This window comes from Niabella aquatica, assembly GCF_054779315.1.
Genome location: NZ_BAAGYM010000028.1, coordinates 339,832 through 361,170 on the forward strand (window position 1 = coordinate 339,832; position 21,339 = coordinate 361,170).

The window sequence follows — 21,339 nt, forward strand, 5'->3', positions numbered from 1 at the left end:
TGTTGTCTTATGGAAGTCTGATTGCAATAATATGGAATTTTCACCCATAGTACCCCGCAAAGGTTGCAAATGCAGCAGCTTTTTTAGTGTCTACAACGGCGAATGCTTACCTAATATATTTTCCAAACTGGCTTGTAATTTAGGAATGGATACATAAATATTCTGATGTAGCGCTTTAAATAAATCGCTGCTGATATCCTTATGCGTGTCATCCCAAAATGCAGCATACTGCATATTATTTACTTTAGCCATATAGAGAAAATAATCGGGAGTCCAGCTTGTAGGGAAAAGTTCATATAAAAAAGTACCGGGCCTGCACCAGATAATATTGGCAAATGAAGCGCCATGCGGACCAATTATAAAAGACGCATTTCTGTATATATCAATTTGCTCCTTTACGCTTCTTTGCGTGTCTTCAATGATAATAAAACCCAACTTCTTTAACAGTTGAATCAATTCATCTTCATTTTCAATTTTTCTTCGCCCGTTCCTGCTGATATATATCCTGTTACCAGCCGAAGGTGTGCTATCCGAAATATTTAACCGGGCTTCAATATTCCTTTTTAATGAAAGGATCTCATTTACATTAGGCTTCCAGGTACCGGTATTTCCGAAGATTACTTTTTCAGCAGAAAGTTTATAAGTACGGCTGTCCACATAATTATCTGCGTTAAAACCTAATAATTCAATGTATTCTTTTTCATAACTCCCGCCAAATGAATGATAGGTAATATACATATCCCGGATACCATGCTCTCCGATCGCGTCTTTAATTCTGCTTAGCTTTGCAGCAACCAACAGAACAAAATCGTAATACCCTGTTAATGAGTAGAATACATGCATGTCCTGATGGTGGCTTAATAAAGGAATAACCGTTTTAACCTGCTTTGATAATCGTTTATCTTTTTTCCAGAACCCGTGCTCAAAACCCCGGTGATCCCAGTCTGTACAAAGTACTTTTTTACCGATAATAATAGAGCCATGTTTTGAAATAAACCCATTTTTAAAATCATGCCGCCATACATACACCTCCTCTGATGTAAATGTATACGCCTTGTAGATCCTGTTTTCTGGATCACTTTCATCTTTTACATCCGGCAGGTCTACCGATGATTGAGGCACTACTTTTATACAATAGGGCTTAAGCATCTGTATCGTTTCGGCAGCAGATAATAATAAAAACCCCCTAGCCCGCCAATAAGCATGGCTGATAGAGGTTATGCCTGTTATTTTTTTTATTACTTTAATTATAATTTTAAATACGCTCATTACATATTATAAATAATTAAAATATTATTGTAATGCTATTTTTTATTAGCTAGCTTTGCCTTTTACTAAAATAGCCGATAGAAATGCTATATTACAGATATAAAACGGCGCTAAGTAAAAATATACAAATTTTTGATTAACAAAACATAAAAATCATCATGATAAATATAAAATATATAATATTGTGAGAAAATATTAATTTACACGGTGCTTTTGTGCATTTCCGATTTAAAACCAGACGTAAGCTTATAAAAACATTCTCCAAAACCAATAGCCTTCTTATACATGAAAAAAAACGTCAACAACTTTTTTATTACTCAAATAGATTCAAATGACCGTGTGCCTGCAGTAGTCAATTTTGGTAATAAACTCATTAAAAAGCTTGGGTATAATTACAAAATAAAAAGAGACATAGATGCATTCCGGGATATGAACACACTAGAGCAGCGGATCAATTTTTTTCATATACTAAGCGCAGTTATAGAAAACAATGTAGAAGGGGCAATTACTGAATTCGGTTGCTTTACCGGGCAATGCGCGATACTCTTTCAAAAAATATTAGATTTTAACCAATCAGATAAAACCCTGCATCTGTATGATAGCTTTGAAAAAAAATTCAGCTACAGTGATAAGGACATTGAACAGGTTCTGATAGAAAATTTCAAGGAACAGGGATTAAAAATACCTGTTATACATAAAGGATTGTTCAGCGAAACATTACCAGGTGAGCTACCTGAACAGATTGCCTTTGCTCACATTGATTGCGGATTTGGAGGAGATAAATTTCAACATAAAGAAATTGTTCTTTTCTGTCTTGAAAACATTTATGATAAAATGACCAGGGGCGCTGTATGCATATTAATGGACTATATTAATATATCAACGAATGACCCCGGGATAGATTGCAATCCCGGGGTCAAATTAGCCTGCGACGATTTTTTTAAAGATAAACCTGAAATTATTATTTCGCTATACGGTAACCAGATCTCACATGCATACTTTAAAAAGCTGTAATACCTCTATCCCTTATATAGCTTTTCGTAATATTCATGAGCCATGCGGTTGCTATCGAACTGAAAGCGGACATCCTGCATGCCATTTTTCATGATCTGGCGCCATGTTTTATAATCTTCGTAGTAAAGCGGCAGTATTTCCCCGGTTAATATTTCGTATAACTTATCCAGATCATATTTATCCTGGTCATGCACTGACATGTTTGCATAATCGGCCTTGGGAATTACGAAGCCGTTATGACCATGATTGATAAATTCCGGGATCCATCCATCATCTGTAGAGAAATTCACCGCCCCGTTCATTGCAGCAGTCATGCCACTGGTACCGGAAGCTTCTCTCGGAACCCGCGGATTATTCAGCCAGACATCTGCAGCCTGTTTCAACCGCTTAGACAGCCCCAGCTCATAGCCAATTAAAACAGATACATTCTTGTAGTTTTTGCTTAAATGTACCAGCTCATTAAACTCACTGATAGCAGGATGATCCATTGGATAAGGTTTACCTGCCCAGATGATCTGTACAGGATATTTCTGGTTGTTCATCAGTTCAAAAAAGCGCTGAGGGTCAGAAGCGATCAATCCTGCCCTTTTATAGCCGGCAAACCTCCTTGCCCAAACCATTGTAAATACATCGGGGTTAAAAAGCTTTCCTGTCTGATCCGCTACAATTTCAAAAGACCGTCTTTTCAGCCATTTTTTACGATCGTCAAAACCATAATCATCTCCTACCTCTTTAAACTTATACATTTGCTTATCGGCCCAGTAGCTCCAGTTTTGAGCATTGGTAATTGAAATGATGGGGCAAATGTTGGAATACTTTCCCCACATTTCCCTGGAAACCACTCCATGCAGCTGAGATACGCCATTAGCCAGCCTTGCAAAGCGTAACGCTACCAGCGAATGATTGAAAGAGTCGCTAAAATCCTGGGTAAGCTGCTTTACTTCATCTACACTCAGGCCGCAGAAATAGGTCATCTTATGGCACAGGTAAATATCATGTTTTTCATTACCGGCTTCTTCAGGCGTATGCGTGGTGAACACTAACCTTTTTCTTACCTCTTCGATATCCCTGTTGTATTTCTTATACAGGTAAAAAGCTGCAGACAAACCATGTGCTTCATTAAGATGGTACAGCTCAGGATTAAAGTTTAAAATATCTATCAGCTTAGCACCGCCCACACCTAATAAAATAAACTGCGCTACTTTTGCAGCTACATTGCTATCATATAATTTATGTGTAATGGTTTGAGAAACGTAATCATTCTCAGGCAGGTCGGTACTTAGTAAAAATAAAGGGGCTGTTTTAAATGTTTCAGGATTCAGGTACCAGGCTTTTACCCAAACCGGGTGATCATGCACATCTATCTGGAATTTGATGCCGGTATCCTCCAAAAAACTATAATATTTTTCATTCCAGGCCACATCTAAAGTCTGATCCTGGTTACGTTCCTGGTCATAATACCCGTATTTCCATAAAATACCAATACCAATAAGATTCTGGCTCAGTTCATAAGCACTGCGTAAATGTGAACCCGACAAAAATCCTAATCCACCACTGTATATTTTTAAAGGCTGGTGTATGGCAAACTCCATAGAAAAATAAGCAACTTTTTTACTGTAGTTAGTATCGATTTCGTAAGGAACTTTAAAATTTTCAAAACTCATAAATAAAATAATTTATTTTAAGCTGGCAAAATAAGTGATTTTGATTGACGTTCAAACATATATTACCGGCTTGTGGACATAATGTGTACAAAATACATGACGAGTACTGTTCGCAGGTTTAAAAGTTCATGGTTGATAGTTTATGGACAAAACAAGTTTCAGGTTTCCAGTTTACAACTAACCTGTAACTAGCAACTTGTAACTGGCAACTCCCTTTTCAACTTTTAAGACTTTAAACTTACAAACCACAAACTTCAAACTTCAAAATCCCACCATTTTTTGTCGCTTTGAGAAGAGGCTACAACGTTTTCTATAAACGCCATACCCCGTAGCCCATCATATACGGTAGGGAAATCTGTTAACGGATCGGGCTCTTTGCCATCCAGTTTTGCGGCGAGAGTTAATGCAAAATTTTTATAGATGTTAGCAAATGCTTCGAGGTAACCTTCCGGGTGGCCACCCGGTGTTCTCGTGTTTATCTTGGCAATATCAGAGAGATAGCCATTACCTGTGCGATATACCTGTGCAGGGGCATCCGGCCATTTTACCATCAGTGTATTAGGCTCCTGCTGGGCCCACTCAAGTCCGCCTTTTTCTCCATACACTCTTATCTTTAAATTATTTTCTTCACCGGCGGCAACCTGGGAAGCTATGAGCACACCACTGGCACCCCTGTCGAACTTTAACAGCATGGCGCCATCATCATCCAACAACCTATCTGGCACCACTATGTTCAGATCAGCACATAGCTTTACAATCTTTTGTCCCGAAATATACTCTGCCAGGTGTGCTGCATGGGTACCAATATCGCCCATACAGCCTGCTTTTCCGCTTCTTGCGGGGTCTGTACGCCATACCGCCTGTTTGTTGCCGTCTTTTTCGCTCGATGTGCTCAACCATCCCTGCGGGTACTCTACATAGATTTTCCTGACAGCACCCAACAAGCCATCAGCCACCATCTTCCTGGCTTCTTTCACTAAAGGATAACCAGAATAAGTATGTGTAAGACATAGCAGAAGCCCGGTTTCTGCTACCTTTTGCTGCAGCTTTTTAGCTTCCTCCAGCGTAAGGGTCATGGGTTTATCCATGACTACATGAAAACCATACTCCAGCGCCATCATCGCCGGCTCAAAATGTGCAAAATTGGGCGTTACAATAATTACAAAGTGTATACGCCTGTCTTCGGGTAGCTGGCTTTCTTTTTGGATCATTTCTTCATAGCTGGTATAAATCCTGTCATCTGGTAAAAACCAATCTTTACCGGATACTTTAGCTTTTTCCGGATCCTGGCTTAAAGCCCCGCAGCATAAATCAATCAGCCCGTCCATATTTAAGGCGATGCGGTGTACGGCTCCTATAAAAGCGCCCCTGCCACCGCCTATCATCCCGGCCCTTAGTTTATATTTCATCTGTATAATTTTTTAATTAGCTTGCATTCCTCTCTTTTTGAGACAGAGCAGGTTGTATATAAAACTTATTCTATAACGTTCCATAACCCTGTCATATTTTTTGACAGGTACGAATATACGGTTTTAAGAAACCACAGACTATATGCATTTAAAAATTTCACCGGCTCAAAATAATTGCGCATATTGCATATATCATGACATATAAATCTGTTTATCCATCATCTTTACTATTGCTAACTGTATTTATTTTTTCCTGCAAAAACAATGAACAAAAAAATATACCCAAAGCTATAGACAGCACTTTAAAAAAAGCTGTTGAAACACTGGCTCCACCACAGGAAGAAAATCTTAAACCATCACTCACCTATCACTGGGTAAAGAAAAAAGAATGGCAGTCAAAAAAAGATTCATTTGAGGGCGCCGCACACCTGGATATTTTAAATGCGCTTAACCGTGTTGATACCACTCATTTAAAAAGGCTCGACAGCATTATTGTGCCCAACGATTTTTCCAAACCACTAAGCAGCTATATGCCTTTCCCCGAACAACTGGATATAGTAAAAGATATACATAAGATCATTTTCTTTTCTTACCCTACGCAAACATTTGCTGCTTATGAAAATGGCCGGCTGGTGAGAACCGGGCCTACCAACATGGGGAAAAAAGCTACTCCCACCCCGCAGGGTTTATTCTTCACCAACTGGAAAGCAAAAAAAACTATAAGCACTGTAGATGATGAATGGGTATTGAAATGGAATTTTAACGTTCATAATAAATGGGGTATTGGCTTTCACGAATATGCACTGCCCGGCTATCCTGCATCACATAGCTGTATGCGTTTATTGGGAGCCGATGCTCAATTTTTGTATAGCTGGGCCGACCAATGGATCTTAAAAAATCAACAGGAGCTCTCTGCAAGCGGCACCCCTGTTATTGTTTTCGGGAAATATCCGTTTGGAGAACCAAGGCCCTGGTTTAAAGTGGTAGAAGATCCTAACGCTATGACCATACCCATTGATACTCTTCAGAGCTATGTAGAACCGCACCTGCCAGCCATTGTAGAAAAGCAAAAACAAAGACAGGAAGTTGCTACGAATAATTAACAGCTTTTTTATTTCGTTTAACGTCCCGGGGGGTGGTTCGTTACAACCAGATCCTGCTATAAAATCTTAAGCGGGTCACGCGCGTCAGGCTACAATTATTGAAATATCTGTGCCAAATTATTTATACGTTCGCGGAACTGCAGAATGACCTATTGCTCGTAGTTTTTCTTTATCTTTAGTAGTATTAGTACTTGTTGAATGAGCGATATTCCTACTATAAAAGAAATAGCAAAAAAGTTGAACGTTTCTGTATCGACTGTATCCAGGGCATTGAATAATCATCCCAGAATTGGCCTGAAAACCAAGCAGGCCATTCAGGACCTGGCCAGGGAACTGAATTACGAGCCGAACCCTAAAGCTATTTTTTTTAAACAAAAGAAAAGTTTTGTTATTGGAGTAATATTACCTCTTATTTCTGAAGACTTCTTTTCAAAAAGTATCAGCGGTATTGAAGATGTGGCAATGGAGCACGGGTATACTATTTTATTTGGCCAAAGCCATGACAGCATTGAAAAAGAGAAAATCGTAATTGAAGCGATGATTAAACAACGCATAGACGGGCTGTTGATCTCTTTATCAAAAGAAACCAATAAATACACTCATCTGGCCGCTCTCGAAAAATATAACATTCCCATCGTTTATTTTGACAGGGTCCCGCCATTTGAAAAGGCAAGCAAAGTGTATTGCAGTGTGTATAAAGGAACAGAGCAAATGATCGAATGGATTTTCCGGCAGGGCAGAAAAAGGATAGCCTTTATCAACGGGCCTGATGAAATTGCCGCCAGTAAAGAACGCTTAAAAGGTTATATCCATGGCATCTCAAAGAAAAAGCTAAAGGTAGATATGCAAATGGTAGAAAAAACGGATCTTTCTGAAGAAGGTACCCAACAGGCTATGAATAAGCTTTTGAATTTGAGAAAACCGCCGGATGCAATTATAAGCTTTAATGATTATGTACATTTAGATGCTGTAAAATTTGCTTTACAGAATGGGATCCTTGTAAATGAAGATATCCTGTTTGCCAGTTACGCAAACATATCCGTTAATAAACATGCGGCCTACCCTCCTGCAGTTTCGCTGGACCAGTTTCCTTACCAGCAGGGACAAACTGCTATGAATATGCTATTAAAAATCATTGAGAAAAAACAGTCCTCAGCCTATGATGATATCCATTTCGAACAGGTAGAAGTTCCGGTTGTGCTTGTATATAGTTAAACGGGAATTTTATACAATCGTTTGCGCATTTTTGCTATCAGACTATATTTTATCTTTATTTGAAATGCAATTGAACTATGGACATTACTGATAGCGTGCTTGGGCGTTACGGTTTCGAGGGAAATGATTATACTATTAAGAAGTTCGGCAGCGGGCTTATTAATAATACATGGCTTGTACTTAAAGGTTCAGAAAAATATATCCTGCAAAAAGTAAATAATAAAATATTTACCAATCCATGTCTTATCGCCGATAATATTGAAAAAATACAGGCACATTTATCGCTTTACAGCAGCCACTACTTCTTTACCACACCCTGTAAAACAATTAAGGGACAATCTATGGTACAGTTGTCGGGCAACTATTACAGGATGTTTCCTTATGTAAACGGGAGCCATACTATTGATGTGGTACAGAGCCCCCAGCAGGCTTATGAAGCAGCAAGCCAGTTCAGCAAATTTACCAGCGTACTATCAGGGCTAGATATTAACACCCTACATATCACTTTACCATCCTTCCACGATCTTTCTTTACGCTACAAGCTGTTTCTAGATGCGCTTGAAAAAGGGAATCAGGAAAGACGCCGCGAGACAACTAACCTGACAGAGGAGCTAAAAGCGCATTCAGCTATTGTAGACACCTATAACCATATCAAAAACAATCCTGCGTTTAAATTAAGGGTAACACATCATGATACCAAGATCAGCAATGTTTTATTTGATGATGATTACAAAGGGATTTGTGTGATAGACCTGGATACCGTTATGCCGGGTTATTTTATCAGTGATGTTGGAGACATGATGCGCACTTATTTATGCCCGGTGAGTGAAGAAGAAAAAGACTTCGGTAAAATAGAAGTTCGGGATGAATTTTATTTTGCTATCGTAAATGGCTACAAAGCTTTTATGAACGATCAATTAACAGCAACCGAAAAGCAATATTTCTTTTATTCCGGAGCGTTCATGATCTATATGCAGGCTATCCGTTTTCTTACGGATTATATTAACGATGATGTTTATTATGGCTCCAGGTATCCCAAACATAACCTGGTGAGGGCAACCAATCAGTCGGTTTTATTAAGACGGTTGATGGAGAAAGAAAAACAATTGTCTGTCTCTTAAAATTGTTCATTAAAAGAGCTTTTTAGTTTTTGATTATTAAAATAAATTCCTTTACATTTGCAGCCCATTCGCTAAAGCGGTATGGTTTCGGGGAGTAGCGCAGGCCGGTAGCGCACCTGGTTTGGGACCAGGGGGTCGCAGGTTCGAATCCTGTCTCCCCGACTTTTAAGGAAACCAAGTCCTTTCAATCCTTGTAAATTCTATTGATTTACAAGGATTTTTTTTTGCCGGTATATCAATTTCAATCAAATAATATCAATACTTGGGTGAGTAATTCGGTGAGTATTTCCGGGCATGGAATTTGCACTCACCCAATTGCTTATAATCTATTGTAATCCATACAGTTGTGTCAATTTTTTTGACACTTTTTGAGAGGATTCGAAATGGATTCGAATGTGCGACCACCGATAAGCGTGAAGAAGGAGATCAAATCATTTCAAAAAACTTTTAAAAAGCAAGTGTATGGAAACACATACGTTTAGCGTAAGCTTTCTGGTCAGAAAATGTAAAGCTGACAAAACCCGGGCAGACATTTATGCTCGTATCACCGTTGACGGAGAAGACAAGGAATTTTCAACCAAAGAACAAATTGCTACCAACACATGGGATAGCAAAAAAGGCCGGGTAAAAGGTAACTCCATTGAAGTAAAATCAATCAATGAACACCTAGATAATATAAAAATGGCCGTCAAAGCCAAGTATCGCAAGTTGATTGACGATGAAAAGTTAGTTACCGCTTCATCTGTCAGAGATGCTTATCTGGGCGTGCAGGCACAGTTAAAGGGACGCACATTGAATGACCTTACAAAATTCTATACGAAAATCTGGGAACCTAAGTTAAAGCCCAGCAATTTTAAGAATTACAAAACTACTTTCGCCTACCTGGAGTTATTTCTAAAGAAAAATTACGAATCAGGTGATGTTTATCTGTCCCAGGTAGATGGCCAGTTTGCTACCGAATTTGAACATTATATTAGAACAAACCCGATTAAAGAATATGATCCCTGTAAGGGTAATGGAGTAGGCAAACATATACAGCGGTTCAAGTGTGTGCTTAACTGGGCTGAAGAGGTTATAAAATGGATCAAGCTGAATCAATGCAAGAATTATTCCTGCCCTATTAAAAAGAGCAAGCCTAAAAAATTAAACATTATCGAGCTGGTCAGCTTAGAGCGGAAATCATTTATAAATCCTGAATTAATTTATGTTCAGGAACTGTTCCTGAATAGCTGCTACACCGGTTTTGCATTTGTAGATGCGATGGCAGTTACAGAACACGATTTTGAATGGGATGTGGATGGTACGGTTTGGTGCAAAATATACAGGACCAAATCTGATGAATTATGTACGGTACCCATTCTTCCCTCTGCTGCAAAGATCCTTAAGAAATACCGGGCTGATGCGGTCAGCAAAGGCAGGGGAACTATTTTCCCGCGTGTCACCAACCAGCACGTCAACGATTGTTTAAAAATCATACAGGAGGCATGTGAAATTAATACCTATCTGACCTTCCATGTCGCCCGTCATACATTTGCAAAGACGGTCGCTTTGAAAAATGGAATCCCCTTGGAAACCGTACAAATGATGATGGGGCACACGAAAATTACAACAACACAAATCTATGCGGATGTGGACGAGGAAAAGATTGCAGATGATATGGAAGGGTTGGAAGAAAAACTAAATAGAAAAAGAGATATCGTCATAAACGGCGCTTTGCAACGTACATGGTAATGATCAAAAACCTTCTTCCAAAAGTTTTTTGATGTCATCTTTATTGTAATAAAGTGTTCCGCCAACTTTTTTTGTTCTCAAATTGCGGCTAATCCGAAGGGATACTAATTTGTTGGTACTGCACCCTAACATCTTTCTTACATCGGAAGTTTTATAGCCTTCCGGCCGTTCATTGATGGAAGAAAGGTGCTTTATTAGCATCAATTCAATCGCTGAAATCAGATTGGCTTCAAAAGCCTTTAGATCCTCTTTTGTCAACACCTCAATTTCCATCACACACATTTTTAAACACCCACAAACAGACAAACCCCTTTCGGGTCTTATCTCATTAACAGAGCTCCCGTCAATTAACTTACCGTTCCAGTTCCATCAAATACACCAGGCTCCCCAGGATGGGGCTATACGAAGGCACATATTTTATATATCCATATACCTCCAACTCTTTTATGCATTTATGATAGGTGGTTCGCCCGATCTTGGCAACTTCGCGCAACCGGGCTTGGGTAACTGGTACAGGGCCGTTCCCGTTTTGTATGCACCATTCTTGAAATATCGCTACATACAACGAAACATGATGAGGCCCGATGCGGTGATCCCGGCTGGCCCTGATAAAAAAGCTGATCAACTGCGTCAAAAACATACTTCACTGCTTTTATGGGTCATAAATATCAGGTTATCTCGATAGTTCCTGCCCGTGAGGGTCTTTGCCCATGTTTGGCATTTTATCTATCAACTCTTTCAGCGTATATGCTTTCCATATATCAGGCTCTGTTGCACATTTCAGGTCCTTTTGCAAACAAGCTATAGAATAAATTATATAACTTCTTTTAGGAGAACTATTTTCATAGGCGAAATGATGCGCATCGGAAGCTGTAGTAAATCCAATAAATCGCTCTTTAGGTATAACTGAGGCATCGTTTTCAAAAACGATGAAGCGATCTCCATTTCTTTGCATTACATCAAGAATTCCCTGTACTTCAGAAATATCTTTTTTCATTATACATCCACCCAACACACTATTTAACAGTTCAGGATTAGAGAAAAAGGATGGCGCTTTTACTGAATATTCAGGAACATGCTGTTTCCACAGTCTCTTTGCTTCATCAAGTCCCCCTTCTAACCTCGATAATAGTTTAAGCTCCTCCTTTATTTCGCTGATCTCATTAAAGCCGTTACGCCATACCCTTTGATCATCTGAATAATCAAAATACCAATCCGCTTTAGCCATTTTGCTGGAAAGAAAGTCTACAAACGCACGCTTTAATCCCTGTTCATCCAGTATCCCTAGCTCTTTGTCCATGATAATTAGTTTAATTCTTATCTTGATAAATGCCGGTTGTGGGTTTTTATCTCCTGGCCATTTTCCAGCAGTATTTTTTGCTGCATACGTTCGGCTATGTCAAGCAATTGCTTTATTTCTTTCTGCATATTGAGCAGCTGAAACCTTTCGCTGTTGCTAAGTAATTGATCTATTCCATTTTCAATAGCCTTAATGGAGCGCACTACATAATAGTGATCATGTGCTGTCGTCTTGTCATAAGCATGTTCATGGGCTTCAAAAGCGGTTTTGAAAACCGCAAAATCTTCCTTTGTTAAACCTTGCTTTCCCGCCTCGAAAGACACAAAACGATTCCCGTTTGCTATTTCTGTACGCAGCATATTCCTTATTTCCTCCACATCTTCCTTGTACACGGCTCCATTGGACATAAAATTTCATTTTACCATTAATACTATTTTCGCATTGTTCGATCCAGTTATGGTGTGCCTGCTCTCCAGCATCGTTGCAATAAACCGTTAGCCTAAAATGACCGAATTAGGCATTTACCGTTCAATATCAAATTCCTTTTTCATGCCAGCTTCCTGCTCTATTTCGATGACTTTGCCCTCCAGTATCTGCTTTACATCCTTTTCAAGCGAACTCATTGAACAGAGCATATAAAAACCATTCGCCGTTGGAGCTAGAAATATATGCCTGGTCGCCTCAAAAGGAGTTCTGCAAAAAGCCATGTCTTGTTCTAAAAGGCTATCTCCTTTGATCTGTATCGCCGCAAATCTGTTTCCCAGCGCGCTTTCTTTGTCCAGCCTTTTGCCAAACGATTCTATTTCCGACCTCTCAATGCCTTTAAAAATATCGCTGCCCATAATCACCTATTGAATTAATGCATTTTGAACACTTCTTTCATAAAATCGCTTGCGGCAGCTCCACTGGCTACGCTAAGGTCAGTGATAGCGCCGCTGATATCAATGGCAGTTACAGCAATCCATTTTCCGACTCTTTCAAAAAGTCGCTGCGGGCTGGCTTCTTTGGCAACAGCCATAGAAGTTTTAAATCCATTTGAATTATTGTATTCAAGCAGTGCATTGCCATCATACCAGCCTGTTAACTCCGGCTGCTGTATCCACCTGTATCCGGAGTACCTGGCTATGGATGCCGCTTTTAAAATAGCTTCCTTATCTGCACCGCGCATATCACTTCGCAGTACGTCCTGTTCAAAGCTTTTGATGGCTTTTTTCAATTTCGGATAAGTACAACTATCTGTTGAAGCATCCGTTATCACTTTAATAAGAAGGATTAATTTTGCTTTTGCCGAATCACTCCACCTGGATGCGTTAATGAACCTGTGGATATCTGTAGCCGCCTCTGTTACAACCTGCGGAATTGGATTCAGATGCTGTTCGGGTAATTCAGGCCAATTTTTCATACGATAGAATTTCCGGATATAATTACAGGTGCTGGCAAAACCGATACAGCCGCCAGCCTTTCTTTGCTGTTCGACAGAATCAAGTATTACATTGTGCCAGTAACCAAAATCATCATAAGGGTTCTGCAAATTCGCAGGTTCGTTGTCTGATATTGCTGGTAGTGGCTCCTTACTATCGTTTTTAATACAGCCGGTTGAAAAAAGGGCAAGTATGGCATACACGATTATAATAGATTGAAATATTAGCTTCATCTTGTTGATTTATTGAGTGTAAAATGGTTTGTGGGTAATAATGAAAACAGCATGTTCGCTGTTTGTTTTGATTAGTGTAGCCTGTGCGCCTTTAGAAAAAAGCTGCTGTTTATAGGAAGCACGATCATACGTCCCCCGCTTTCATCGCTTGCCTGCACAAATAGCCGCTGATTCTTTGGTACAGTGAATGCTTTAAAGCTCACAGGCCACACTGTTGATGATCTATTTTTTACATGGTAAAGTGAAGGCAGGAATATTGGAAAAATCTCCGTTTCATTTAGGGCGGTACGTTTTACTCGTTTTTTGTCGCGGAGAAAGAAGCGCAGGTACGCCGGTTGAAAATCTACCTGCGAATGATTCTTTATTTCGAGCTTTAGCCACAGATTTTCGTCAGTATAAAATACACCGTTAAGCCGTAACCGGAGCGCCTGGTTATACTGTTTCAAATACATAAATGGACGTTTGGCGGCTACCTGTAAGGCTTCCTGTTCAAGTTGTTTTGCGCCAGGAAGATCACCGGCGAGTTGTACCGGTTTATCTGCTGCAAAATTGATGTTCAGGTTGGGGGGATTATCGGCATAGCTTAGAACAAAAGAGTAGAATTTGCCATCTGCTGTCACTACAGAAATATTTGTGGGCCGGAACTGTTCGGTGACTGCTTTTAGCTGCAAAATGTTCTCAACACCTTTGGCTTTTTGGGCCACCACTGCATCGCTGCCAATATCAACGCTTTTTACGGTATAAGGAAAGATCAGGTTGGTGGTTTGATGATAGCTGACAGCTATCTCATAGGGTGCAATAGTTGTCGCTGGTATCTCATTAGTCTGCGCAGCACCAGTTTTAACCGCAAAAAGAAAAAGGATTCCCATTAACCGGGACACACATAATCTGTTCATCACATTAAAATTTAAAGTATTAAAAATTATTTGTCTTTCTGGTTATCGTCTTTTAGTAATATAGGGTAACCGGCTGCCAGCGTAACCCGTACCAGTTTAGCACTTCGACCTACCAGGTTCTGTGCCATATTTAACCCTGCCGTTGCCATTTGTGCGCCAAATGAAGGATCAAGCGTGCCCAATGTGCCAATACCCTGTACGGATTGAGCGGCAGACTTTTTAGCAACATCCCTTGTAATGGCTCCGGGAATGTTTATCCCTGCAAGGCCATCTTTTTTATCATATACCGTAAGCGCTACAGGTAATATTCTATTGTTGTACCCAACAGATGAAACGGCAATTTGTAAACGTTCGCCGTTTAAAGAAGCCTTGCCATATACAAAATGGTTTTTTGGCACTTTAACACCAGCTATATATATATCTTCCATCAAACGCATTTTCACTGTAGCCCCACTCACCAGGGTTTGGGTTTCTGGTATCACGGCTGATATGGCTCTTCCTGCTCTTGCTTGAACGGTAGATTCATCCAGGGAGTAAAACCGGTTGTTACCCATATAGGATTGAAAAGCAGCTGGTAAGGTATCACCATTGTAACGGTAGAGCATATTTGAGAGATGCTGACGTGATTCCAGCCGTGAGATCACATTTTCGGGTGGCGCGTCCAACGTGAATGTCTGCTTTTTATTTTGCTCCGACTGCTGCAGGAGCCTTTCCTGCACCCGCTCGGGATTTTGTATATCCATTATTTTGCCCAGCATATCATTTAGCTGGTTTAATTCTACATCAGGCTCCCTGTTACTTTGCATCTGCTGCATCATATTTTCCAGCCGCTCAATATCAGGACTGACAGAAGATGCTGGTCGATGCTGTTCCGACAACTCACTTTCCGGCTCCCTGTTGAGTTCATGTTGCAGCCTCGCCAGCTTCTGATATACTTTTCGCTCGTTACGATCGGGTTTATTGAAGTTCCCTGGTGAGGGAATGCCATATTGTATTTCTGCAAAATCCGCTTCTGATACGCCATCCATGCTGAGTTCTTCGTCTCCGCCTGCTTCTAAGGATCGGAAAAACGGGTCATTGCGCAATTGTGATTTTAGCTTTGCTGAATCCTTATCTGCCTGTTCATAATACCTTAGCTTGTTCCAGTTACTGTCTTTCGCGGGGGCAGCAGCTGGCAGGTCAGGATTGAGGCCCTGAGAGGCAATTAACGCCGATTCTGCATTTGAATTACCCACCAGGCCCGTCGTCCACAAGAGCAGTATTAAAAAAGGTACGATTAGCGCGGGTGCTATCAATAAAAATTTCCGTTGCCGCAGGTACTTATGCGAGTGCTGCGATCTTTCTTCATTTGTTTTTTCCATCTTCACTTGTTTTTATTTGTAATTGATATGTTTGTTCGATAAAGGTCAGGCTGTCGAACAAGCCTGGCCTGTAGCGTGCAAGACTGTCATACATGGCGGTTCCTCTTTTGGTTTGCCGCAGGCTTTCAAGAAAATGACGAATCCGAATAATGCGGTTTAGCTCCTGGCTGGGCGAGCCCATATTACTATTTGTTTTGTTATAAGGAACAATCGTATGGGCAGGAACTTTCATTCCTTCAATGCGGATAGTGCCGGATGCAGATTGGAGTGAGTGCCAGATGGTAAAAGCAGAGCTGCCACCAAACAGCAGGCAAAAAATAATAAGTGCCGTGATCATTTGCCGGTGCTGCCATCCCGCCGTTTTCCGGTTCAGGTAATCTGCTGCACGTCTTTGGCTGCGCTCCACAGCGTGACCTAACTTCTGAAATACCCCATACATCACTGAAGGTTTGTTCCTTCTTTTCCTGAATATCTTAAACATCTCTTTGCTTTAACGACTTTCTGTTTTAATGTCCTGGTTACTGATGATCTCCCACCGTTCAATCAAAAAACCGTGGTTATTGTTATCGCTTTGTACCATACCAACACGCACATAACCTTGCGTAACAATGCTGCGTGTTGCTACAGAAGTTGGCCGGGTGATATACTGCCTGCCGGAACAGCGGAACCGGTAAGGCGTTTTTGCCATGTCCAGCTCAATAGTGTCGATCTCTATCGTTTGAGAAATATTGCCGGAAATCAGGTTGTTGTAAAAGCCAGCTTCTTTTAGATTTTGATATTGTCTGCGGGCAGAGCCATCAGCCAAGTACAGTGCTTTCGTAACCTGGGATTGTATCGCCTTCTCGTCAGGAGAAAGTGTAAAAAAAAGCGTATGAAACGTCCGTATATGATCGCGAAGTTCTACGGGAATATTTCTTTCCATCGCAACCGCTTCTACTAGCTTGCCATTTACCATTACCAAGACCTTCCCCCTGTTGGCAGTAAGTGTTACATTAGTACGATATACAACGTAAATACAGAAGAGCAGGCTACCGATTACGATCACTATTGTAAACAAACGTATATGGCGAAAAGCCGTATCTATATTTTTCATTTTTCTGAACATACACTACTGTTTTTCCTTATCATTTTTACCGCCTTTAAGTTTATCGTACATATAAGCGCCAGCACCACCTATTTTGCTGCCAATATCAGCCGCTGTACCTGAGCCTCCGTCTTTGGCCGAATACCCCTGATGTATATTGTAAGGCGCTTTCATAATATTTCCGGCTCCGGCAACGGCACGGCCTGTCATTGCACCCGCGGCGCCACCAACCATACCGCCTACTGCCATTGCAGCACCTGTGGCCCTACCCGTAAGGGAATCGCCACCGCCAACCCAAAGTACCTGGTTGGCAATGTTGGGTACGGAGAAATAGCCAATAATGCCGATAATGAGAAATATCATGTACCCCAGATCGGTTCGGCTGAAAAAAGTATCACCTGTTTCTGCCACCTGGCTGATGTCAATTTTTAACATCTGCTCCTGGATCTTGCCGATCACCGCCCCGAACAAATTGCAAATAGGCAGCCACAAAAACACATTGATGTAACGGGCCAGCCAGTGTTTGAGCGTATGACCGAAGCCATCAAATACACTCAATCCAAAAACCAGCGGCCCCAGGATAGCAAGGATAAGTAGATTAAAAGTGCGCATGGTATTAATGGTAAGAGAAGCCGCTACAAATAGGCATTGCAGCACTTCGGCCATTACTTCCTTTATGCCGTTACGGAAATTATAACCAAACTTAGCAGCAGCAAAACGAATATCATTGCCGATGCTTTCGATCATGCCCTCGTTATCAGGGTTTTCATCTGGATGCGTGTACTTATACCATTTATCCCTGTCGCCTTCTCCCGAGGGCCCTACATACATTTGATAGACATCTGAATTTTTAACCGCTTCTTCTTTTTGCTTCAACAACACTTCTATAGCGGCATCAGATTTTTCCACCATACTTTTGGTGCCATTCACTACTGGCTGCATTACTCCGCCTATTAATGCAATCACAGATGGAAAAATCGCAACTGCAAATCCAATAACGAAAGGTTTGAATAAGGGATAAAAATCAATTGATTCCGCCCTTGAAATATGGCCCCATACTCTTGCAGCTATATACCAGAGCGCTGCAAACCCTGCAAGGCCCCGCCCCACCCCAATCAGTTCACTGCACAAAGGCAACATCTCTTCATGGAGCTGCTCCAGCACACTGTGCAGGCTCTGAATTTCGTTAACCCAGTCACTAACGGCCTGCGCCTGGGTGGTTATTGGCAATAACATGCCCACTACTGCGACAAGCGTCGCAGCTTTCCAAATGCTCCTCATTTTTATTCAAGATTTAATCTCTCACAAATCCAACTCCACTATCCGCATCCAATCCCGGTCAATCAAGGGTTTCTGTATAATCCTTTCAAAACTTTTACGTCTTTGCTTTCTTTGGCCCGTTGCAAAGCCAATACCTGTGCCTGGTTACTGAACCGGTGCAGAAACGTTAGTTTACCTGCCATATCTTTATAAATGTCATCTATTACAGCCAGCCTTTCTTCGTCCGACATCCGCAGTTTGTTTGCTGTAATGATTACTAACAAGTCATCTATGTTTTCCAGACTTTGGGTTATAAGATTATTATATACTTTGCCGATATAGCCAATCTCTTCATCTGTAAACTGTTCACTTTGCTTAAACCGGCTAAAAGCCAATTTATATTCTTTAACCAAACGTAGCTGATAGTCAATTATATCGCCAACCCTTTTGTATTTCTTTACGGATGGGCTTACTTCCATCAGCCCATCCAGAAATGCCTGGTGCAGTTTGAAATTACCTTCGGAAATATTTTTAATGGTATTATACCCGCCTGTCAAAATTTCATAACCCTTTTTCAAATCAGAAAGAATTTGTTTAAACTGTGCGAGCTTTTCAACATTCAGTGCCAGTTGCGCCAGTTCCGTTGCCTGTGCGGGAACTTTCAAAGAAGAAACCAGACAGGAGAAGAACAATGCTATGAATAACCACCACTTTTTCTTATTTCGTTTCATTGCCTGTAGATTTTTTGTATGGTTTTTACATCCTTTAGTTCGCGGCTGCGTTGCACCTGTAGTTTTTCAAGGTCATTGCAATAGCTATTGATAAAGCCATAACGATCTTTCATTTCAGCATACACCCCGTCAATCCGTTTGATCCGTTCATCATCGCTCAATTGCAATTCTCCGGGGCTGAGGATTTGTATGAGTTCATCTATCAGTTCACTACAATTATCCATTACGTTTCTAAAAACCTTTTCAGAATAACTCAATTCACTATGGTTAAAACCATCACTTCTTTTTGCTGCTTTCATTGCCGCTCCTGAAAGTTTTATTACCTGTATATTCAGTGTAATGATATCTGTTACACGCGCGTATTGCCTTATCCTGGGATTGATCGTTCTTAATTCGTCAAAAAACACCCGATCTAATCTGAAATGTCCGTCTTTAATGTCGCCAATTGTATTTAGGCCGCCCTGAACAATCCTGTAGCCTTTTTGTAATTGGCCGGTATATGCTTTTAGCGCCGCGATCTGCTGTATAAGGTACTGGGTTTGTGTTTTTTTCTGACGAAACCATTGATTGATCCCTTGCCCCTGTGCCGCAGAAACCATCATCATGGTTATCATCATTAGCCCAAACACACGTTTCATAAGCACGATTATTGAATATTATAGAAATTTTTTACTGTTTGCAGCTCCTGCAAATCTTTGGAACGTTGCAGGCTCAAACGGATGTTTTGTGAGTTGAACATACGCAGGTCGCTTAGGGTTTCATCAATACCTTCGGCGGCACGGGTAATAATTTCCAACCGTTTACCATCCGTCATTTTGGTATTGAGGGTGCCCACTGCCAGGAAGAGCTGATCCAGGTTCTTCAAACTTTCGTCTACAATTCCCGAATAGACTTTTGACATGTAGGCGATCTCGTCAGGTGTAAAATGTTTATCCTGCTTAAATAGGGTAAAGGCCCTTTTGTATTCTTCGACCACCCGTACCTGTTTTTCCATGATGGTTTTCACCCGCTTATACCCGGTGATCGTTTCTTTTATCTTGCTTAGCTCATCGTAGTACTCTGCATATTGCTCCCTGTTCTTTTTCACCCAATCTGAAATCTCATCCAGCTTCACTTTAGACAATGTATTCTCCAAAGTCTTTTGGGCGTTTTGCAGCCAGATGGTTTTATTCTGCAACCGCTGCACAGCCAAATCCATTGCCTTGATAGCTTTTACCAGCGCTGCTTTTACCACTACCCATACAACCGCATGGCTTTTTTGTGTTGGCATCAAAGCAAGAGCCATAGAAAACATAAATACCATCACTAACTTTTTCATCACATTTCCTTTTATTGATAAACTATGAACTATAAGATACTTTACTTATCTATAAACCGAAACCTCAACCAGCAGCTTATTTTACTTTCATTTCCATTGCCAGCGCTTCAATTCCCTTTTCAATGCTGCCATATTCGGCAGCATACTGCTGCACTTTTACTTTTTCACGTTCTTCAGTTGTATAAGCCAAATACTCTTCCAGCGATACCTCCGTTCGGTACACTTTAGAGAGCATTCCGCCGAGGCTGATAAATACCTCTTTGTATTTCCTGGCGGGATCGTTCGCTTTGTTTACCGAGAGTACCAGCGCCTTTTCCTTTTCTGTCAATCCTAACAGCTCCTGTATCTGGTCAAACTTATTCTGGTACTTACTTTGATCCAGCAGTATTTTACAATCGCTGTTATTAATAATAGCTTGCTTTACAACCGGCGAAGAAATAATATCCTCAACTTCCTGTGTTACTACGATCGCTTCACCAAAAAACTTCCTGACCGTTTTAAACAAATATTTGATGTACTCTGCCATTCCCTCCCTTGCTATGGCCTTCCACGCTTCTTCTATCAGGATTATCTTACGGATGCCTTTCAGCTTACGCATTTTGCTGATAAAAGTTTCCATAATAATCAGCGTAACCACCGGGAATAAAATGCTATCCTTAATATTGTCCAGCTCAAATACGATAAAACGTTGCTGCAACAGGTCAAGATTCTGGCTGGCGTTCAGCAGGAAATCAAATTCACCTCCTTTATAGAAAGGGCGAAGCACAAACAGGAAATTGTCTATATCGAAATGTCTTTCCTTAACCTTGTCCTGCTCCAGGATTTTTAGAAAATCTGTTTGGACATACTCATAGAAAGTATTAAAACAAGGAAAGATGCTTTTATCCTTTTCCAGCCTGTCAAAGTACCCCTGCAAAGCATTGGATAGGGCCACGTACTCGCTGCGCGTAAAGGATTCATCATCCTTTTTCCAAAGAGCCAACAATAGCGTTTTAATACTTTCTTTCTTTTCGATATCAAGCGTGTCACCGGCGCCTATATAGAAAGGATTAAATTTGATCGGGTTTGTTTCTGAATAGGTGAAATAGTAACCATTCACCAAATCACATAATCCCTTGTAAGAATGTCCCACATCCACCAGCACTATATGTGCTCCGATTTCGTAATAGCTCCGCACCATGTGATTGGTAAAGAAGCTTTTACCTGATC

23 protein-coding genes and 1 tRNA gene are annotated in these 21,339 nt (G+C 40.8%); 6 read left to right on the forward strand and 18 right to left on the reverse strand.

Translation table 11 applies throughout. The annotated features are described in order from the left end of the window. Positions 1-90: 90 nt before the first annotated feature. The gene (locus ACYVBM_RS19125; RefSeq protein WP_460687304.1) at positions 91-1,269 is read right to left on the reverse strand and encodes a glycosyltransferase family 61 protein; all 1,179 of its coding nucleotides are present in this window, start codon (positions 1,267-1,269) and stop codon (positions 91-93) included. 285 nt (positions 1,270-1,554) lie between these two features. On the opposite strand from ACYVBM_RS19125, the gene ACYVBM_RS19130 reads away from it, so the two are divergent. Continuing rightward, a complete protein-coding gene (locus tag ACYVBM_RS19130) occupies positions 1,555-2,283 on the forward strand; it encodes a TylF/MycF/NovP-related O-methyltransferase (RefSeq protein ID WP_460687305.1) in 729 nt (242 codons plus the stop codon). 5 nt (positions 2,284-2,288) lie between these two features. Here the strand turns inward: ACYVBM_RS19130 and glgP are convergent, their stop codons facing one another. Together glgP and ACYVBM_RS19140 are read right to left on the reverse strand one after the other, a co-directional pair. Further along, on the reverse strand, positions 2,289-3,947 hold the full coding sequence (gene glgP / locus ACYVBM_RS19135) for an alpha-glucan family phosphorylase (protein ID WP_460687306.1): 1,659 nt from the start codon (positions 3,945-3,947) through the stop codon (positions 2,289-2,291). 254 nt (positions 3,948-4,201) lie between these two features. Further along, positions 4,202-5,356: a Gfo/Idh/MocA family protein gene (locus ACYVBM_RS19140; protein WP_460687307.1), complete on the reverse strand. Its 1,155-nt coding sequence runs from the start codon at positions 5,354-5,356 to the stop codon at positions 4,202-4,204. A 194-nt stretch (positions 5,357-5,550) separates the two neighbouring features. On the opposite strand from ACYVBM_RS19140, the gene ACYVBM_RS19145 reads away from it, so the two are divergent. The 5 genes from ACYVBM_RS19145 to ACYVBM_RS19165 all read left to right on the forward strand — a co-directional run bounded on the left by ACYVBM_RS19145 (position 5,551) and on the right by ACYVBM_RS19165 (position 10,526). Then, entirely contained in the window at positions 5,551-6,459 is a 909-nt protein-coding gene (locus tag ACYVBM_RS19145) for a L,D-transpeptidase (RefSeq protein ID WP_460687308.1), read from the forward strand. Between the two features lie 198 nt (positions 6,460-6,657). Then, entirely contained in the window at positions 6,658-7,674 is a 1,017-nt protein-coding gene (locus tag ACYVBM_RS19150; protein ID WP_460687309.1) for a LacI family DNA-binding transcriptional regulator, read from the forward strand. Between the two features lie 77 nt (positions 7,675-7,751). After that, the gene (locus ACYVBM_RS19155; RefSeq protein WP_460687310.1) at positions 7,752-8,795 is read left to right on the forward strand and encodes a phosphotransferase enzyme family protein; all 1,044 of its coding nucleotides are present in this window, start codon (positions 7,752-7,754) and stop codon (positions 8,793-8,795) included. 88 nt (positions 8,796-8,883) lie between these two features. Continuing rightward, positions 8,884-8,957 (forward strand) — tRNA-Pro (locus ACYVBM_RS19160). Positions 8,958-9,257: 300 nt separating this feature from the next. Next, positions 9,258-10,526, forward strand: coding sequence for a site-specific integrase (locus ACYVBM_RS19165; protein WP_460687311.1), 1,269 nt, complete (start codon positions 9,258-9,260; stop codon positions 10,524-10,526). 3 nt (positions 10,527-10,529) lie between these two features. On the opposite strand, the gene ACYVBM_RS19170 is transcribed toward ACYVBM_RS19165, so the two are convergent. From ACYVBM_RS19170 to ACYVBM_RS19240, 15 genes are all read right to left on the reverse strand, one after another. Continuing rightward, the gene (locus ACYVBM_RS19170; protein WP_460687312.1) at positions 10,530-10,799 is read right to left on the reverse strand and encodes a helix-turn-helix domain-containing protein; all 270 of its coding nucleotides are present in this window, start codon (positions 10,797-10,799) and stop codon (positions 10,530-10,532) included. 79 nt (positions 10,800-10,878) lie between these two features. Further along, positions 10,879-11,166, reverse strand: coding sequence for a hypothetical protein (locus ACYVBM_RS19175; protein ID WP_460687313.1), 288 nt, complete (start codon positions 11,164-11,166; stop codon positions 10,879-10,881). Between the two features lie 33 nt (positions 11,167-11,199). Beyond that, the gene (locus ACYVBM_RS19180; RefSeq protein ID WP_460687314.1) at positions 11,200-11,826 is read right to left on the reverse strand and encodes a hypothetical protein; all 627 of its coding nucleotides are present in this window, start codon (positions 11,824-11,826) and stop codon (positions 11,200-11,202) included. A 17-nt stretch (positions 11,827-11,843) separates the two neighbouring features. Then, positions 11,844-12,233, reverse strand: coding sequence for a hypothetical protein (locus ACYVBM_RS19185; protein ID WP_460687315.1), 390 nt, complete (start codon positions 12,231-12,233; stop codon positions 11,844-11,846). Between the two features lie 114 nt (positions 12,234-12,347). Further along, complete coding sequence (locus tag ACYVBM_RS19190) at positions 12,348-12,668, reverse strand: hypothetical protein (protein ID WP_460687316.1); 321 nt, start codon at positions 12,666-12,668, stop codon at positions 12,348-12,350. 14 nt (positions 12,669-12,682) lie between these two features. Beyond that, positions 12,683-13,480, reverse strand: coding sequence for a hypothetical protein (locus tag ACYVBM_RS19195; RefSeq protein ID WP_460687317.1), 798 nt, complete (start codon positions 13,478-13,480; stop codon positions 12,683-12,685). A gap of 71 nt (positions 13,481-13,551) precedes the next feature. Continuing rightward, entirely contained in the window at positions 13,552-14,376 is an 825-nt protein-coding gene (gene traN, locus ACYVBM_RS19200) for a conjugative transposon protein TraN (protein ID WP_460687318.1), read from the reverse strand. Positions 14,377-14,402: 26 nt separating this feature from the next. Then, positions 14,403-15,737 (reverse strand): conjugative transposon protein TraM, encoded by a 1,335-nt coding sequence (gene traM / locus ACYVBM_RS19205; RefSeq protein WP_460687319.1) that lies wholly within the window; start codon positions 15,735-15,737, stop codon positions 14,403-14,405. Beyond that, complete coding sequence (locus ACYVBM_RS19210) at positions 15,721-16,218, reverse strand: hypothetical protein (protein WP_460687320.1); 498 nt, start codon at positions 16,216-16,218, stop codon at positions 15,721-15,723. Before ACYVBM_RS19210 ends, traM begins: the two co-directional genes overlap by 17 nt. 9 nt (positions 16,219-16,227) lie before the next feature. Further along, entirely contained in the window at positions 16,228-16,842 is a 615-nt protein-coding gene (gene traK / locus ACYVBM_RS19215; protein ID WP_460687321.1) for a conjugative transposon protein TraK, read from the reverse strand. Between the two features lie 3 nt (positions 16,843-16,845). Further along, positions 16,846-18,102, reverse strand: a complete 1,257-nt coding sequence (traJ, locus tag ACYVBM_RS19220; RefSeq protein ID WP_460687322.1) for a conjugative transposon protein TraJ — start codon at positions 18,100-18,102, stop codon at positions 16,846-16,848. Positions 18,103-18,164: 62 nt separating this feature from the next. After that, positions 18,165-18,812: a TerB family tellurite resistance protein gene (locus tag ACYVBM_RS19225; protein WP_460687323.1), complete on the reverse strand. Its 648-nt coding sequence runs from the start codon at positions 18,810-18,812 to the stop codon at positions 18,165-18,167. Beyond that, on the reverse strand, positions 18,809-19,450 hold the full coding sequence (locus ACYVBM_RS19230; protein WP_460687324.1) for a hypothetical protein: 642 nt from the start codon (positions 19,448-19,450) through the stop codon (positions 18,809-18,811). Before ACYVBM_RS19230 ends, ACYVBM_RS19225 begins: the two co-directional genes overlap by 4 nt. A gap of 8 nt (positions 19,451-19,458) precedes the next feature. After that, positions 19,459-20,130: a conjugal transfer protein TraI gene (locus ACYVBM_RS19235; RefSeq protein WP_460687325.1), complete on the reverse strand. Its 672-nt coding sequence runs from the start codon at positions 20,128-20,130 to the stop codon at positions 19,459-19,461. Positions 20,131-20,206: 76 nt separating this feature from the next. Then, on the reverse strand, positions 20,207-21,310 hold the full coding sequence (locus tag ACYVBM_RS19240) for a TraG family conjugative transposon ATPase (protein WP_460687326.1): 1,104 nt from the start codon (positions 21,308-21,310) through the stop codon (positions 20,207-20,209). Between the last annotated feature and the right edge of the window lie 29 nt (positions 21,311-21,339).